Below are 18542 nucleotides of genomic sequence, written 5' to 3' on the forward strand. Positions count from 1 at the left end.
TCACACATTATGGCTACAGTTTTTAAAACACCAGGTGTCTATGTTGAGGAAATACCAAAACTACCACCTTCAGTTGCCCAAGTAGAAACGGCAATTCCTGCCTTTGTGGGTTATACTCAGAAAGCAGAAAAACAAGGAGGGTCACTCCTTGGGATACCAACCCGTATTTCTTCATTATTAGAATTTAGGGAGTTATTTGGTGGTGATAACCCATTAGATAAAATAGACGTTGTGGTTGATGAGAATAACAATTTTGCCGTTAGCAGTATAAGTATCGGAAATGATGTTCGATATTTAATGTATGATAGCCTAAGATTGTTTTTTGATAATGGAGGAGGAGAGTGCTACATAGTATCCGTTGGTATATATGGCACAAAACCAATTTATGGAGATGAAAATGCAATTCCTGCAACAGGGCTAAGAGGAGGAGTAAAGGCCTTGGAGAAGTATGACGAACCCACCATAATTTTATTCCCAGATGCCACTAATGTACTTAAAGATGGTAATGATGACGCAAGCTTCTATAGTCTGCAACAAATGGCCCTGGAGCAATGTGCAAAATTACAGGATAGAGTTGGTTTATTTGATTTAAAAGAAAATATTACAGGAGATCTTGATAACGCGATAGATAATTTTAGAAATAATATAGGAATCAATAATCTAAAGTATGGTACGGCTTATACACCTTGGGTTGTTGCTACTTATCCCAGAGAAATTGATCTAAGCACTTTTAAAGATAATATTGATGATTCAAACGGAGATGTCTCTTTAAAAGCACTTTCTTCAGATAGTGAACATCTACAATTGATAGATAATTATAATGCCGCTAATGAAGAAGTAACATTAGTTTCAGATTATTTGGATACGGTTAAATCAGCGTCATCAAATGGAACTCTAAATGGAGGTACTGAAGAAGCGAACTTAAAAGAAAAATATCTATCATTTAAGAAAGCGGTTGATGAAGCAGGCACTTCAGCAACAGCAAAATCTACACTAAAATCCCTGTTTACTTTTTGCAGAAATACACTTATAGGTTTTCAAACCATGTATGATGGAATAGACAAAAGTAAAAGTCAAATAGCAAATGATCTGAATTCTTATGCAAAATCCGAAAGTATGTTAAGAGGAGCGGCTAAAGGTATTATAGAGATTGATAAAAATGTAGATGTTATAGCACTTAACGATAACACGGATGAAGGCACAGTAGATGGTTTGTATGCAACATTAAGTACTGATTGGCTTCCCGGTGGAGCCGCTGGCGTTACAGCCACGACAAAGGATTATGGTGATTATAGTACAACTACAGAAAGGCCGGAGATGGCTAGAAAAGTAGCTAATGACGTATTAGGTGAATTTGAGAAACTAATTGCCTATGCCGATGCAATCACTAGTGCAGCAAATGGGTATAAAAAAGCAGCTCAGGATGCATTATATGAAAAGCATCCTGTTATAAGTAATATTGTTAATCATATTAAGAAAAGTATCAATACGTTACCACCAAGTAGTGCCATTGCAGGTATATATGCCAAAGTAGATAATGCCAGGGGAGTATGGAAAGCTCCTGCCAATGTGAGTGTAAATTCAGTGAGTGGACCCTCCGTTATGATTAGTCATGAAGAACAAGCCAATATTAATGTTGATGCTGTAGCCGGAAAGTCTATTAATGCAATCAGAAGCTTTACTGGTAAAGGAAGCCTGGTATGGGGAGCAAGAACTTTAGCAGGTAATGATAACGAATGGCGATATATTAGTGTAAGACGCTTCTTTAATATGGTAGAGGAAAGCTGCAAAAAATCTACAGAACCTTTTGTATTTGAACCTAATGATTCTAACACCTGGGTTAAAGTACAAACTATGATAGAGAATTTTTTAACTAATCTATGGCGACAAGGTGCTTTACAAGGAGCTAAGCCAGAACATGCATTTTATGTAGCAGTTGGTTTGGGTAAAACCATGTCTGCTCAGGATATTCTAGAAGGAAGAATGATTGTAGAAATAGGAATGGCAGTGGTAAGACCTGCAGAGTTTATTATACTTCAATTCTCTCATAAACTAGCTGAGTCCTAAACCCATTTGGCATCATAAAATATAAACGAATTCATAATTAAAAAATAATAATCATGGCATATCCATTACCAAAATTTCATTTCAGCGTCGATTGGGGTGGAAGTAAATTTGGCTTCAGTGAAGTCACAGGTTTAGATGTTCAAATTGAACCAATAGAATATAGAGATGGTAGCAGTCCGGAGTTTCATAAGATTAAAATGCCTGGGATGCAAAAGTTTAGTAACATTACTTTTAAGCGAGGCACTTTTAATGAGAATTTTGATTTCTCAGACTGGATCGATACCATAAGCCTTAATCAGGTAGAACGTAGAGATATTACTATTAAGTTATTAGATGAAGGGCATGAACCAGTTATGACATGGAATGTAAAAAATGCATTTCCGATAAAATGGCAACCTAGTGATCTTAAATCAGATGGTAATGAAGTCGCTATAGAAACCCTTGAAGTAGCACACGAGGGGATGAAGATTCAAAAACCATAATCTAATCGTTTAAATATAAATCGTGGCTAAAGAAAGTGTTCATACCGCTGGAGGCTATTACCCTCCTGTTGGTTTTCATTTCAGGGTAGAGTTTATCAATGTTGGAAATGACAATGATGTCCGTTTTCAAAGTGTTGGTGGACTCAATATGGAGTTAGAGGTCGAAAATATTAAAGAAGGAGGTCAAAACCTGTTTGAACATAAACTTCCAGGTAGAAGTAAATTTTCTGATCTTACCCTAAAAAGAGGACTATTACTTGATTCTGATATTATAAAATGGATCAAAAATGCACTTTATAATAAGGAATTCGAACCTGTAGACATGAACATAAGCCTCCTAAATAGTGATCATACTGCGCTGCTAACATGGAAAGTTTTCAGAGCATGGCCGCGAAAATGGAGTGTTAGTGATTTAAACGCTACAGAAAACTCAATCATGGTAGAAACACTTGAGATCGTGTATAATTATTTTGAAATCGAAAAAGGATGATATGTCGCTAGAAATAGGAAATCTAACCGTAAAAATATCGGTAAACCAGGGAAAGTCTGAAGGAGGAGAAGGCAGTAGTGCTTCTTTGACTGATACAGATGTGGGTAAAAAATCAAACCCTGAAAAAATGGCAAAGGATATTGTCGAGCAGATCATAAAAATTATTGAAGATAAAAACGAAAGATAATGGCCCTAAAAAAGTTACGAATTTTAGCTTTCAAAAATGCAGAATATTCTGGTACTCCGAGTGAGGAAGAAACTTTTACTGCCATGATTAATCCAGAGTCTTATACCCTGGATTATAAAGTAGAGTACCAAGATGGGCAAGGACAAGGAACTAGTAGTGCACAACAAAAGTTTTCTGTATCAAAACCAGGAGAATGGACAGGTGAATTCTTGATTGACAGCTCAGGAATTATCGATGGAAAACCGAGAGAAACGATAGAAGAAGATATTAAAAAGCTTCGTGACCTATTATTAAAGTATGAAGGAGAAATTCATGAGCCTAAGCATTTTCAGATCATATGGGGAAGCTTAACATTTAAAGGTAGATGTACAGGATTAAATATCAACTTCAAGCTTTTTAACTCACAAGGTAAACCGACACGAGCAATTTGTAAAGTTTCTTTTATTGGTAGTGTTGATGATGAGTTAAGAACCGCAGAAGAAAAAAAGAAATCACCCGATATGACCCACTATCGAATGCTCAAAGCAGGAGATACCTTACCCATGATGTGTTATGAAATCTATGGAAATTCGGGCCATTATGTACAAATAGCCAGAGTGAACAAACTTTCGAGTTTTAGAGATCTTGTTCCTGGTACTGAAATCTTTTTCCCACCACTTAAGAAAAATACACCTGTAGCATGAGTGAAGTCAACGTCATACCCAGTACTAAACCAAAATCGGTATCCACCTTTACTATACTTCTGGATGGAAACAAAATGTCTGAGCAATTCAAAGTAATGAGTATTGTAATTCAAGAAGAGATAAACAGTATTTCTAAGGCTACTATTTTATTACAGGATGGTTCTGCTGCAGAGCAAGGATTTAAATCTAGTGATGGCGAAGAACTGGTTCCTGGAAAACAGATTGAAATCCAGGCAGGATATCAAAATGATGAGGAAACTGTTTTTAAAGGAATCACCATAAAACATAGTATAAAAGTTAGAAAAAGTGTTTCGGTTTTGGTTATCGAATGCAGACACGAAGCTATTAAGATGACAACCAAATTGAAGAATAACTATTTCCATGAGTTAAATGATTCTGACATTGCAGATCAACTTTGCAGGGATAATGGGCTTAGTATAGATAGCGATTCTTCAGAAATTACCCATAAAGAGATTGTACAGTTCAATTGTACCGACTGGGACTTTATGGTTTGTCGAGCCGAAGAGAATGGGTTTTGGGTAACCACCGAAGAAGGAACAAAAATAATATTTAAAGCTCCGAATTTTAATCAAGAACCAATTCTAACATTAGCGTATGGAGGTACCATTAAAGAACTGGATGCCGAAATTGATGCACGATATCAATATGAAGCACTAAAATCTATTAGTTGGAATCCGGCAGATCAAGAAGCTATAAATAGTGAAGCACAAGACCCATCTGTTCCGGCGGCGGGAAATATATCAGCAACTGATTTGGCTGGAGTTGTAGATAATGATGAACTAGAAATAAGACATATGGCTTTATCTGGAGCAGAGCTTCAGAATTGGGCAAATAGTAGACTAAAAAAACAACGCCTCTCTAAAATAAGAGGTAAACTTAAGATAGACGGAATTCATACTCCCAAGCTAGGGCAAATTTGTGAATTACAAGATGTTGGTGAACGTTTTGAAGGAAAAGTAATGATTTCTGGCGTGAGGCATCATATTGAAAAAGGAAACTGGGAAACTTTTATCCAGTTTGGAGAATCTCCTAAACGATTTGCAGAAAAATTTAAACTAGAACAACCCTTGGCTTCATCACTCTTGCCAGCTGCAGAAGGTTTACAAATTGGAGTGGTTACAAATCTGGAAGATCCAGATGGAGAAGAAAGAATTCAAGTAAGATTACCAATGGTACATGATAGTGATGATGGAGCATGGATGAGGTTATGTGCATTAGACGCAGGAGAAAATAGAGGGTGGGTTTTTCGACCCGAAATAGGAGATGAGGTAATAGCAGGTTTTCTAAATTCTGACCCCAGATATGGTGTTATTCTAGGAAAAGTACATAGCAGTAAACACACTGCACCTTACGAAGCAGCAAATGATAATCATGAAAAAGGATATCTCTCCAGAGAAGAACTAAAACTTTTATTCGACGATGATAAAAAAGTAATTACAATTGAAACACCAGGAGGTCATAAAGCTATTCTGAATGATGATGACACGAGCATTACACTTGAGGATAGTAATGGGAATAAAATTGTAATGAATAGTGATGGGATTGAGATAAAAAGTATAAAAGATATAAAACTAAAAGCATCAGCAGATATTAAGATGGATGGAGGAGCAAATGTTGAGATCGGTGGTGGAGCAAATGCAAAATTAGAAGGAGGAGCCGGAGCAGAACTTTCGTCAGGAGGTTCTACCGCAGTAAAAGGAAGTACGGTAATGATAAATTAAAAAAATATGGGAGCACCAGCAGCACGAGTAACAGATTTTCATGTTTGCCCAATGGTAACCGGGATAGTGCCGCATGTTGGCGGCCCAATTTCTATGGGTAGTGGTACTGTAATGATAGGTGGAATGCCAGCTGCACGTGTAGGAGATATGTGTACATGTGTAGGCCCTCCAGATACAATAATGGCAGGATCAGGGACAGTAATGATAGAAGGTAAACCAGCGGCTAGAATGGGAGATTCAACGGCTCATGGGGGCACTATTATTTTAGGAGCACCAACAGTTTTGATTGGATAAAAATAAAATTATGAATAAGGCAAAAGGTTTTATTGGTGTGGGTTGGAGTTTCCCTCCTACATTTAATCGAGAAAAAGGTCAGTTAGAGACCACCGAATTATACGATGACATCCAAAAGAGTTTAGAAATATTATTGACAACCAGACCCGGAGAAAGAGTGATGCAACCAAAATATGGTTGTCATATGGAAACTCTATTGTTTGAATCATTAGATGCGGGTACTAAAACTATAATCAAGGAACGAATTAGAGTAGCCATATTATATTTTGAACCTAGAATTGATGCAAAAAAAATCACACTAGATGATTCTAGACAAAACGAAGGAATACTATTGATTTCAATAGAATATATCGTTAGCTCAACAAATAGCAGATTCAATTTTGTGTTCCCATTCTATAGTGAAGAAGCAACCGAAATGAATATTTTAACTACAAACCATCCATTAGCTGTATAAAATGAGTGATTGTTCTGAAAATAAAAACCCACTAATCCGAAATGGCACTAGTCAAGGACAACGAGTATTGTCCAAACTGAGCCCAAGATCTGTAGAGATTATAGATAAATCTACAGAAGATTGGATGGTATGGGCAGGAAAATTTTCGGATAATATTAGATACACCGCATTAAATAATGCTGTCGTTGGAACAATGAAACCTTTCTTTACTTCCAATATTAGTGCACAGTTGGCATTGGCTGCCAGCTACCCTCCAGAAATATTATCGCAGTATATCAGAGAGATATTGTTATATATAGAAACAGAAGATGCTGGACTAAAAAAAGCATACACTTCTCTTTTTGATATCATTTTTTCCTATTTCGTTATTGTAGATAAGCTGTTTCGATTAACACAAGAAGATAAAGAATATAGTAGTATACTTATTAATCATATACAGGCAAAATTGTTGCCATTAGAAGAAAGAACCTTTGGGTATTACAAGGCATCTTTGGTCGGTACTCCAGCTCAAAAATTAATTGTAAATAGCACTTCAATTGATTTGAATATCTTTCATGAACCAATTTCGGGGCATGAAGAAGCTATTAATTCTGGTTTGTCTAGCCTTGCTGGGAAAAGGTATTTGGATTCATCAGATTTTAGTACCTATTACGGTGCTATTTCTTCTGATCCTTCGATCTTTGGAAGTATATCGGGTTTTGCTAAAAAAATAAAGTATGTAAGTCAACATAACTTCTTCACCAGTATTTTGGATGAGATTAGTGCTTCTGTAACATTTATTAGTAAACTTTCTCAGAAGTATCTCAATACATACTTAAGTGACTGGCCAAACCATCAACCAAATTATGCACTTTATCTTACTTGGTTAGAACTGCTAGATGCTACTAAGGGTCATTTGAATGAACTTACAGGGCGACATCTTGATTTTTATTACAAAAATGTTTTGCAACTTAAGCCTTTATCACAATCTCCAGATAAAGCATTTTTAGCATTGGAGTTAAATAAAATAACACCTTCTTATGCCCTAAAAGATGATGTGCAATTTATGGGCCCAAAAGATGAGGCAGGTACTATTATTACTTATGAAAGTATTAAAGAAACAGTTCTTAATAAAGCAAAAATAAAGCATTTGTCTGCCTTGTATTTTGGAGGAGAAGAAGATAACATAGATCCTAATACTAAAAATGCAGGCAGATTATTTGCAGCACCTGTTATCAATAGTGCAGATGGATTAGGAGAAAAACTAGAAGATAATGTAATTGCCTGGCATCCTTTCCATATTAAAAAATATGAAAATGCAGAACTAACAGCTATTAATATGCCCAAAGCCGAAATTGGGTTTGCAGTTGCTTCACACTTTTTAAGATTAAAAGAAGGTTTGAGAATTATTACTATGGAGGTCTTTTTAGGAGAAAGCGTTTCGATAACTAATTTTAACTACAAGGCATATATCACAACGGAAAAAGAATGGCTGGAGATTGATTCTCCAGAACCAGCAAAAGATACACTTAATGGTAAAACGAGATTCACTTTTACATTTACAATACCTGCTGACAAAGATCCAATTGTGGCATACAATAAAGATGTGCATTTGGGAAATCTTACCGCTACAGAGCCAGTATTAAAAATTGTACTAGAACACCAGGATGATCAACCTTTTATTTATGATAAATTAGTTAGCACCGCGGTTAGCAAAATTAAATTGAAGGTTAATGTTGGTCAGATTGAAGGTTCATATAATGAAGATGGAATTAAAAATTTAGAATTGCACAATGATAGTAGTCCGTTGAATCCTTCTAAACCTTTTCATCCCTGGGGACCAGAACCTACAATTGGTAATTCCTTTATTATAGGTAGTGATGAGATATTTTATAAAAAAGGAGCTAAAATTAAATTTAATTTCAATTGGAAAGATTATCCTTTGAAGGAGGATGGTAGCATTAACTTATCCGCTATAGATCACGACCCTAAGAGTTCGATAAAATATACTTCTTTTCGCAGTACAAATAGAAAAAGTACGGGTGATGATGGTTATGTTCCAAAGGTTGAGGTCCTAAAACTAAGTAAAAACAAATGGGTGTCCTTGTATAATGATAAACAAGTGTTTAGGGTTAATAATGACGCAGAATCCGAGATTGTTTCTAAAACTAGTTTGAACATTAACTTATCATCCAATACACATAAAGATTTATTTTTAAATAAAGATCAATCTTGGAGATCTTATGGTGCTAATTCTAATAAAGGCTTTCTAAAAATTAAACTCAATAATGACTTTGGGCATAGAGACTATTACTTGGCACTGCAAAGTTTTTTTAAAGAAAATATACCTAACGCTACTGCACCTGCCTATCCCTATAGCCCAACTTTGCAATCGTTCTCGGTTAGTTATGAAGCCAATTGCGAATCAACAATAACAGATAAAAACACATTTAGCAACAGGCCCTTAGAATTTTTTCATATTGGTCCTTTTGGTGATGCTGAACAACATCATGCATTGCAAAATCCAGAAACACCAAAACTACCAAAACTGGTAAGTAAATTAATCAAAAAAACAGATGAGGTATATAAGTCTCAGGGTAGTTTATTGATTGGCTTAGAGAATTTACAGCCAGGAGATACTCAGGCAATTTTATTTCAAGTACAAGAAGGTAGTGAAGATCCATTATTAGAAAAGCCGGAAGAGCATCTTATATGGGAATACTTAACTGCTGATAATGTTTGGAAAGAATTTAGTGACGATGGAGTTGGAGATAACACTAGTGGTTTGATCGAGTCGGGTCTTATAAATTTTATTATCCCAAAGGATGCAAGTCTTGAGCATACCGCTTTTGAGAGCGGATTAATATGGATCAAATGTTCTGTTAAAGAAGCTCCTGATGCAGTTTGTAAAATAGTTGGAATATATCCAAACTCGATTGAAGTTCAGAGAATTATACCCGAAGAAACAACATATGAGTCCATGATATCTCCTTCTGGCGAAATCAAGAAACTACTTGTTCCTGAAGCCAGGATTAAAAAAATCGAACAACCATTTACAAGTTTTGACGGAACTCCGATAGAGAATGATGAAGCTTTTTATTTAAGAGCTTCAGAAAGATTACGTCATAAAAACCGAGCAATTACCATATGGGATTATGAGCGCCTGGTACTACAGGCATTTCCTGAAATATATAAAGTAAAATGCCTTAATCACACAAAAATTGGAGGATCATTAAGCGAAGGTAATTTGATCTATAATGAAGTAGCACCAGGGAATGTTTCAATAATTACAATTCCCAATTTAGCCAATAGAAATGATATTGATCCACTAAAACCGTATACCAAAAAAAGCACATTAAAAAAGATTGAAGAATTTCTTAATGAGCGAACCTCTTGCCAGGTTAGCATTCATACTGCACAACCTGATTTTGAACAAGTCAAAGTGAAATGCACAATAACGCTTAGAAATGAATTTCCGGATATTAATTACTACAAAGAAGTGATCCAAAAAGACATCACCAATTTCTTAAGCCCTTGGGCATTTATTTCTGATACAGATTTAAATTTTGGTGGTCGTATTCATCAATCTGTGTTAATCGACTTTATTGAAGAACTTCCATATGTTGATTTTCTGACAGACTTTGAGCTAATTCACATAAAATCATCTGGAGAAGATACCAAAGTTGATGAAGCTATTGCTTCAACCGCAAGATCAATACTAGTTTCTGTTCCTGCATTAAAACATGATTTGCATGTAATTCTTAAAACTAATACTACAACCAAAGTGATAGATTGTAACGATGAATGAGCACATTACCATATTAAAAAACCCTGGTTTTAGGGAAAGCGAAGATTATATAGCTCTTCGAAAAAAGGGTATTGAACTAATTGAAAAATTAGGTAGCACATATTGGACAGATTATAATATTCATGATCCGGGAATCACTTTACTGGAGCTTCTTTGCTTCGCTCAAACAGAAGTTGGTTTTAAACTTGGGTTTTCAATTGAAGATTTGTTGGCCTATCAAACGAATCAAGAAGTAAAATGGGATGATCAATGTTTCTATACAGCTCGCGAAATATTAACGATTAATCCTTTTACCAATAATGACTGGCGCAAAGTTCTAATTGATCAAACCGGGATAGCAAATGCATGGATGAGCTGCACTCCTTGTCCTTGTCATCCCGATTTTTATGCAGACTGTAAAGAAAATGAGTTAACCTATGATGAAACAGAACACCCGATAGTGATAAAAGGCTTTTGGGATGCTTCATTAGAATTAGAAGTGGATTCTCAATACGGAGATCTGAACGGAGGAAAAATCTTTCACCAGTTTGGTTTTGATACTAATAAATATAGAGCAACTGCCGAAATTAGATTTAGCCCTTGGCACAAAGCACAATCAGATTTGGGGTTAATGAATATAGTTCAAGCAAATGAAATAATTGCCATAGAGTTAACTAATTACCATTTGGATGTATCAGATGAAAAATTCTATAGGGCCTTAAGAGATCCTTTGAGAATCGATGTGGATTACAAAGTCACTACTTCTGATGGAGTTGAACATATTAATCTCTTAGAATTACCGGTAAAAATTTGGTTCAAAACAGATGATGGAAGAGCAGCAATTAAAAAAGAGGATATAAAAACGGTTTTTGAAGACGTCAATCAAACGGGGCCTTTTAGTCAATATTTATTTCAGCTTAAGAAAGCCAATGAAGCTGTCAAAAAAGCAAAAAAAACTTTAAACATACATAGAAATTTGGCCGAAGATTACTGCAAAATATCAACAATCCCAATCGTAGATGTTGGGTTATGCGCAGATATAGAAATGGCTGCAGATGCAGATATTGAGGTAGTATTGGGAGAGGCTTATTACCTGATAACGGAATATCTAAATCCTGTAGTAAAATTTTATACGTTAAGTGAATTACTATCAGATGGAAAATATACAGAAGAGATATTTCAAGGGCCTAAATTGGATCATGGTTTTATACTTGATGAAGAACTAGATAATTCGAATCTACGAACTACATTGTACACATCAGATATCATTAACATTTTGATGGATGTTAAAGGAATAGAGGCTGTAAAAAATATAGCACTTACACGATATGATGAAGCCGGAAAATTGGTTGAATCTCAACCTTGGGAACTAAAAATAGAGCAAGGATACCAACCTCGATTATATATTCACGCTTCAAAAGTCTTAGTCTTTAAAGATGATTTACCATTTCTTCCGTTTCAGGACGAATTGCACGATACGTTGCAAATGTGGAGAGGTATACGACAACAAAATAAAGTTATTCAAACGGACAATGATTTAAAGGTACCCGAAGGAGAATATTTGAATCATAATGGACATTACCCTCTTCAATATTCATTACCCGAAACCTATGGAGTGGGACCACATGGTTTAAAAGAACCTTCAACCGTACAAAGAAAAGCTCAAACCAAACAATTAAAAGCATATCTGTTGTTATTTGAGCATTTGTTTTCGGTGTATCTCAAACAGCTAGAACGATTCAAGGATATATTATCCATTAATCCAACGATTTCAAAAAGTTATTTTGCCGGTTTGTTTAATGATAATGAAATGAAAGGAGTATCCGAACTATATGTAAATATAGATGATACAGGTTTTCATGATTTGTTAGAAAACAGAAGTCAGTTTCTGGATAGAAGAAATGGATTTTTAGACCATTTACTCGCAAGGTTTTCTGAATCATTTAGTGAATATGCTTTGATGCTTTATCAGACATATGGGGCACAAGAAAAAGCAGAAGAAGAACTTGTTTTCGATAAAATTAATTTCTTGGAAAAATTTCCGGTTATTTCTTCTAATCGCGCAAAAGCCATTGATTATAAGGATGAAGCAAAAGTTTGTGATATAGAAAATTCTTCTGGATTAAGTGAAAGAATAAAAGTTGTACTGGGTTTAAATGGAGCACATTCATTTGTTAGATACCAGGTCGAAAAAAATACTAATGGTAAATGGAATGGTACTTGGTATTTAGATAATTATGAAGATGAAAATATCTTGATAGGGGTAGAATTGACTGACGTAGATCAAGAATATGATTTACGGAATCAATTAAAGAAAGCTGTTAATCTGGCAATAGCACAATTAACATTAAAAACATATCTCAAGGTCATTGCCAAAGGTCCTGAATTTGCAATACAATTAGAAGATAATAATGGAGATTTGATAGCGTCTGGACCTATTCTCTTTCCGTTAGAACCTGATGCGAATACACAAAAAGATGCTATAGAGGCATTCATTGATCAAATAATCCTTAGCGAAAAAGTATACGTTGTAGAACATATTCTATTGCGTCCACGCAATCTTCCGTCCCTTACCATTCCAGAAGGCGATCCGTTTCTTCCAATTTGTATTCCAAAAGATTGCAAGGTATGTGGGGAAGAAGATCCTTATTCCTTCAGAATAACAGTAGTTTTAAATGGGGAGCAAGGGGTGTCAAATAGTGGAATTGCCTTTAGGAAGTTCGCAGAAAAAACAATTCGTATGGAAACGCCGGCACATCTGGGTGTCAAGATCTGCTGGGTTTCAGAAGAACAATTACAAGAATTTGAAGAAGCCTATTGTGATTGGTTGTTGGAGTTAGCAAAACCTGAACCAGATAAAATCATTTTGCACGATAGACTAAAAAAAGTACTAGAAATATTTAAAAACTTAAAAAGTGTTTACCCTCAAGCCACCCTGCATGATTGTGAAGATGGGGATGATGAAAACAGGGTTAGGTTAAATAGCACTATCATTTAAAAAATTATTATTATGGGGCAATCTATTCAACATGATCGGTATCCAAAATTTGTAGCAGATCAAGTGCTTACAGAGAAAAGCCTTAATCAGATGTTTGGCTATTTAGAGGAGCAACAACGACTAACCAGAACCGCCTTAATCGGTATTGGAGTAATGTGTGGTATGGAGGTTAGTGTAAATGCCAGTAGGACAGCTTTAACAATATCACAAGGCGTTGGAGTAACTTCAAAAGGGTATTTGGTGCCTTTTCCTGAAACAACATATACATTCTACAATGACGAATTTTCTGCCGAGCAGGAGTTCATGTACCCTCCTTTTATAAACGCTATAACTAAGAAACAAAAGTTTCCGTTGTACCTGTTGCATAACAATGGAGCTGCAGAAATAAAAAAGCCTATTACGGCTAGTTTTCTTGAAGACAAAGTGGTGGTTATTTTTGTTGAACTGCTTAAGGTAGATAACAAAAATTGTGATCCAGATTCTTGTGATGATAAAGGTTGTACAGTAGAAGTGACACATAGACCACTATTGGTTGATCGTGAGAATTTGAACGAACTTATATTTAGTGGCGTAAATAAAAAACCATTTTTGCATGAATCTTCATGTATAGAGTGGCCCGAGATAAAAATACCCAGATATAATGTGCCTAGTACTCTATTGCTTAGCTCTCAAGAGGTATTGAAGAACTTTCTTAAGATATTAGATAGAGATTTTATTTTTGATCTGGAAAAAGTTTTAACTGCTGCTTATGGTTCTTTAGGCTATTATATAAAAGACGAATTTCCAAATAACCCTTTTTTGGGACTAAGGAATAATTTCAAATTCTTATTTGATGGAAGCCTAACGACTCAACAATTACTTCACATACAGTATTATTATGATTTCTTCTCAGATTTAATTTTTGCTTATGAAGAGTTGCGAAAAATGTGTAATGAATGTTTGACCCTTTGCTGCCCCAACCAGGATTTATTTCCTAGACATTTGATATTAGGAAATGCAATCTCTTCTGAAGATGAATTTAGACATCACTGGATTCAATCTCCTGCTTTTTCTTGTAATTGCTGTTCAGAAGGAAAAATAAAATTCTTATTAAAAAAGATAGCGCTATTAATTAAGAAACTGGAAATTCCATTCTCATCATTTACTGAAGATCGAAGAATTGTAAAAGTCACACCAAGCAATTATGGAGATATCGCTCTTTCTGATAAAGCAATACCTTATTATTACGATATTGTAAATGGACCTGATGAATTATATAATCACTGGAATTTCAAAAAAACAAGACTCAAAAAAGGAGATACTAATTTATCGTATGATGCAAATATATATGGAGCAAATAAGTATATCAAAGATCCTTTAAACTATGACATCGAACCTCATAATTTCTTTAGAGTCGAAGGGCATTTAGGGATGAACTGGAAAAGTGCCTTGGCTCAGGTTAATAAAGTGAAAAATGAGAAACGCCTACCCATTGATGTTGTGGCATTAAATGGAGATGTATTTGAACTTTTTAGAAGTTTATTATCTAACAAAAATAGCTTGGCCGAAATTATTTCAGGTAATAAGGATATAATTGATGAGCTGATATGCTATTTTGCTGATATAGAATCACAATATGATGCACATGCTGCCGAGTTGAGGTGTACAATACTTAAAGTAATGGTATATTTCTATAACTTGCCTGTTGTGGCTGGTTCTCCTGTAACTGAGACCAATAATTTTCCGGAATCGGATATGGTCAGAAAAAAATTCCCAAATTATAAAACAAAAACAAATACATATGGAGAAGCATTTGATAAATTCTATGCTCCTTTAAAAAATGCAGAGTACATTACTCCATTGGCATTTAGCACTACAGTAGGATTTGCTGGTATTCCTGTAGCAGCAAATAATCAGATATTTTTACTCAATCCGGTTTATCTCATGTATTATTTGGAAAAAATTCATGAAGCACTAGCAGATGGCTTGGTAGACCTCAAAATAAATGTACTTACTCAAAGATTAGAAGATGCATCTAATGTTGCGGCTTACATGTTATTACTAGTTGATAATCTCTCTGGTAGTGATAATAATATAGAATTACCTTCTTTATGGGAAGAAAGCCTCGCAGCTGTGACATGGATTTGTAAAGCGGATGTGTTTAACGTACTTTATAGAAATTTTCTTTTCAACTATGCACTTTTTATAACCAATCAAACATTTGCAATGTATGCTTTTAGAAATAGCGGGGTACAGCATAAAGCAGGGGTGACTACCGGAGGCACTTTTATATTGGTATATAATGATAAACGAGAAATAAGAACATCAACAATTACGGGCACTATAACCGATGTTACAGGAGCTTCTTTACCAGGAGCAAATATAATTGTAAAAGGCACGACACAAGGCACAACCTCCGATTTTGATGGTAACTATTCAATTACGGTATCAGATCTGGATACAGCAGTTTTGGTTGTTTCTTATGTTGGTTATCAAACAAAAGAAGAACAGGTTAAAGGTAGAAGTAATGTTAATATAACGCTGGCAGGAAGTTCAACAGTTGTAAATATAGGTGAATTTGCCGCAGCAGAAAATATGTCAAGAGCCACAATAGATAATGCATCAAGAGATTTTAGAGAATTTGTAAGTGCTAAAGAATATAAGAGAGCAGCAAATACGAGTAATCCTATTTCGGAGGTAAGAAATAGTAAATCTGTAAAAGGCCTTGAATTTAACAGAGTTTTTAAGGAGTTTGAAAGCTTGCAAAAGGGTGATAGACTAACAAGCGATGAGTTAAAATCACTGGTGAATCAATTACCCGATGGGATTGTAATCGCAGATTTCTTTGTGCCAAATATGTGTAAAGCATCCTGTATGCCCATGAATTTTATGGTTATTGGTGGAGAAACAGAACCTGATCCAACTGAAATTAGGTTAGAGATGAAATATGACGAGTATTGCGAAAATGATGACACATCTTATACTATAACAGCAGAACCAGAAGGAGGTGAGTTAGAGATAGATGATACTATGGTGAGTACTAATGAATTTGTACCACATGATTTCAGGCCTGATAACATTGCTTTTAGAGAAGTTGAGATCACATATTATCCAAACGAAAACAGTAAAAAAAGTATAACAGTTAAAGTATATCATGTTCCCGAACTTCGTACCGGAATCAAAATTATTGATAGAGAGAAACGAATTGTAGAATTTGAGAATGACACGCTATTTGCAGAAAAATATGCTTGGGATTTTGGAAACGGTAAAACCTCTGAAGAAAAGGACCCAGGACCCATTGAGTACGGAAATTTATTAACTGCGACGGCAAAATTAACAGCTTATAATGGTCCTTGCCAAGAGTCTCAATCTATACCTATTGATTTTGCTACAGATGTTGTTTTAACAGAAACCAGACTATGTACTCCGATAGATGAAATAGCAGCAAAATTTAAAATTCTTGATAAAAATAGTACCGATGAATTTAAAAGTGGAGAGCAATACATAGCCTTGAAAACAATATTCATTGATAAGTTTTCAAGTATTCAGGCCTTACCTCAAAAAGAGCAATTCAAACTGTTAACAGGACAAATACCGGTCTCTGCTATTTTAGAAATCATTAAATCTGTGAATTCGATCATAACTTCTGATTCGAAACAAAGAAGACCTGCACTTTTACTGTATGAGATTTTATTAAAACTAACCTTGTTCTATGCATGCTGTCAAAAGGGAGATGTAAATAAGGCAAAAGTAAAAACAGAAAAAGTACTAGGTATGATGATCAGGCAGATCAATTCCTGGAGAAACTCTATCAAATTTACAAATCCAGAAAAGAAGATCTTAGATAGTATGAAAAAAACAAATACTGGAGAACTAGCTAAGGTTTCTTCAGAGACATCAAATAAGGTAACTTATATTCAATTACTAAAAAAATTAGATGATGTATTAACACAATTATTATCCTAGTGGCAGAGAATCATATACATAGAATACATAATGCATTCATAGAATTTGATTTCAAAACTCTAGCGAGTGATGAGTTAAAAGGGAATGATTTTGTGGATTGGGCAAAAAAGAATATCCTTGAAATTATTGATAATCATGCGAATAACTTAGTGGATATTCATACTGTTATTCACGTTCCTGAAATAAATATAGAATTGAATCTTAATGTAGAAGATCACTTTTTTAAGGATAGTGTGGAGTTATGTTCTTTGATTAGCGATCAAATCCTTAGTGCTCTAAAAAAATCAATACACCAAAATCAATCTTCAAAAGTTTCTATAGAACAATACAATGCAAATATTGTATTAGAATATATTATAAGTGGTCAGGTAAATCAATATTATTCTGATGAGAAATGGAATGATCTGGTTGTTACTTTTTTTGAAGAGATTATTGCGAACAAGGAATTGTATATGCGATGGCAAAAAGTGATACAAAGTAAGAATGTATTTGTCAGGTTTTTTGAACTTAAAGAAATTAGCAAGTTAAAAGAATTTATAGGGAAATGGTTAGGAGAAAAAAATGCATTAAAATGGCTTACTGCTGTAATGCAATTGCAGATTGTTAATCCAGATTCTTTATGGCCAATCAATCAGGTTGATTTTTATTTTAAAGTCTTTAGGCTATTGCCTAAAAGCGATATGTCCTTAACGATAACGCTACAAAAGATTATTAAACAACAAATCAATCAATCAAAAGCAGTTATAGCTAAGTTTAAAGTTCCAAAAGAAATAGAAGAAGAATTGTTTGCAATTTTTGATTATAACGATGTTAAAATAGAATTAGATTTCCTTGCAATTGAAGAATATATTTTTAGTAAAGACCCTTCAAATAAGAAAAGCACAGATAAAGAAAAAAACATTAATGAAGAAATTGTTATAGACACTAAAGATGATATTGCCTATGTAGGTCAAGCAGGACTTGTTTTGTTAGCTCCATTTCTTTCAATGTTTCTAAAAAATATAGGGTATATTGATAGAAAAGGAGGAGTATTAGAACAACGCGAAATACCAATTCTATTTCACTACATAGCAACTGGAGAAACTACGGCGCCAGAATGGAAACTAACCTTACCAAAAATCTTATCTGGATTAAAACCTGGAGAGCATTGTGATACCGAAATACAGCCAAATAAAAAATTAGATTCCCATATAAATGAGCTACTAAGCTCTGTCATTGAGCATTGGGAAGCATTAAAAAATACAACCTCGGATGGTTTAAGAGAAACCTTTTTAATCCGAGAAGGAGAATTAAAATTCAAAAATGGATTTTACTATTTATATATAAAAGAGCAAACAGTAGATATTTTGTTATCCTATGTTTCATGGAATTATACCACGATAAAGTTGGATTGGATGCAGAATATTCTATTTGTAGAATGGAATAAAAGTTAGA

The 18542-nt window shown here is 34.6% G+C and carries 12 protein-coding genes; all 12 read left to right on the top strand.

Annotated elements, in window-relative coordinates:
* The first annotated feature begins 9 nt into the window (after positions 1 to 9).
* From AAFU52_RS10575 to AAFU52_RS10630, 12 genes are read left to right on the top strand one after another with little or no spacing between them, the layout of a single operon-like run.
* Positions 10 to 2067 (top strand): phage tail sheath family protein, encoded by a 2058-nt coding sequence (locus tag AAFU52_RS10575; RefSeq protein WP_438426382.1) that lies wholly within the window; start codon positions 10 to 12, stop codon positions 2065 to 2067.
* A 53-nt stretch (positions 2068 to 2120) separates the two neighbouring features.
* Positions 2121 to 2549 (top strand): phage tail protein, encoded by a 429-nt coding sequence (locus tag AAFU52_RS10580; RefSeq protein ID WP_106792891.1) that lies wholly within the window; start codon positions 2121 to 2123, stop codon positions 2547 to 2549.
* Between the two features lie 22 nt (positions 2550 to 2571).
* Positions 2572 to 3039, top strand: coding sequence for a phage tail protein (locus AAFU52_RS10585; protein WP_438426383.1), 468 nt, complete (start codon positions 2572 to 2574; stop codon positions 3037 to 3039).
* A gap of 1 nt (position 3040) precedes the next feature.
* Positions 3041 to 3226, top strand: coding sequence for a DUF5908 family protein (locus tag AAFU52_RS10590; protein ID WP_106792889.1), 186 nt, complete (start codon positions 3041 to 3043; stop codon positions 3224 to 3226).
* Complete coding sequence (locus tag AAFU52_RS10595; RefSeq protein WP_438426384.1) at positions 3226 to 3909, top strand: CIS tube protein; 684 nt, start codon at positions 3226 to 3228, stop codon at positions 3907 to 3909. The genes AAFU52_RS10590 and AAFU52_RS10595 overlap by 1 nt, the downstream gene beginning before the upstream one ends.
* Positions 3906 to 5651: a type VI secretion system tip protein VgrG gene (vgrG, locus tag AAFU52_RS10600; protein ID WP_438426385.1), complete on the top strand. Its 1746-nt coding sequence runs from the start codon at positions 3906 to 3908 to the stop codon at positions 5649 to 5651. Before AAFU52_RS10595 ends, vgrG begins: the two co-directional genes overlap by 4 nt.
* A gap of 6 nt (positions 5652 to 5657) precedes the next feature.
* Complete coding sequence (locus AAFU52_RS10605) at positions 5658 to 5945, top strand: PAAR domain-containing protein (protein ID WP_106792886.1); 288 nt, start codon at positions 5658 to 5660, stop codon at positions 5943 to 5945.
* 10 nt (positions 5946 to 5955) lie between these two features.
* Entirely contained in the window at positions 5956 to 6399 is a 444-nt protein-coding gene (locus AAFU52_RS10610; protein ID WP_438426386.1) for a GPW/gp25 family protein, read from the top strand.
* A gap of 1 nt (position 6400) precedes the next feature.
* On the top strand, positions 6401 to 10186 hold the full coding sequence (locus tag AAFU52_RS10615) for a hypothetical protein (protein WP_438426387.1): 3786 nt from the start codon (positions 6401 to 6403) through the stop codon (positions 10184 to 10186).
* Positions 10179 to 13163, top strand: coding sequence for a hypothetical protein (locus AAFU52_RS10620; RefSeq protein WP_438426388.1), 2985 nt, complete (start codon positions 10179 to 10181; stop codon positions 13161 to 13163). The genes AAFU52_RS10615 and AAFU52_RS10620 overlap by 8 nt, the downstream gene beginning before the upstream one ends.
* A gap of 12 nt (positions 13164 to 13175) precedes the next feature.
* Complete coding sequence (locus AAFU52_RS10625) at positions 13176 to 17108, top strand: carboxypeptidase-like regulatory domain-containing protein (RefSeq protein WP_438426389.1); 3933 nt, start codon at positions 13176 to 13178, stop codon at positions 17106 to 17108.
* Entirely contained in the window at positions 17108 to 18541 is a 1434-nt protein-coding gene (locus AAFU52_RS10630) for a contractile injection system tape measure protein (protein WP_438426390.1), read from the top strand. Before AAFU52_RS10625 ends, AAFU52_RS10630 begins: the two co-directional genes overlap by 1 nt.
* Position 18542: the final 1 nt, after the last annotated feature.

Origin of the sequence: Aquimarina macrocephali (genome assembly GCF_051627225.1) — a bacterium.
GTDB classification, from domain to species: Bacteria; Bacteroidota; Bacteroidia; order Flavobacteriales; family Flavobacteriaceae; genus Aquimarina; species Aquimarina macrocephali.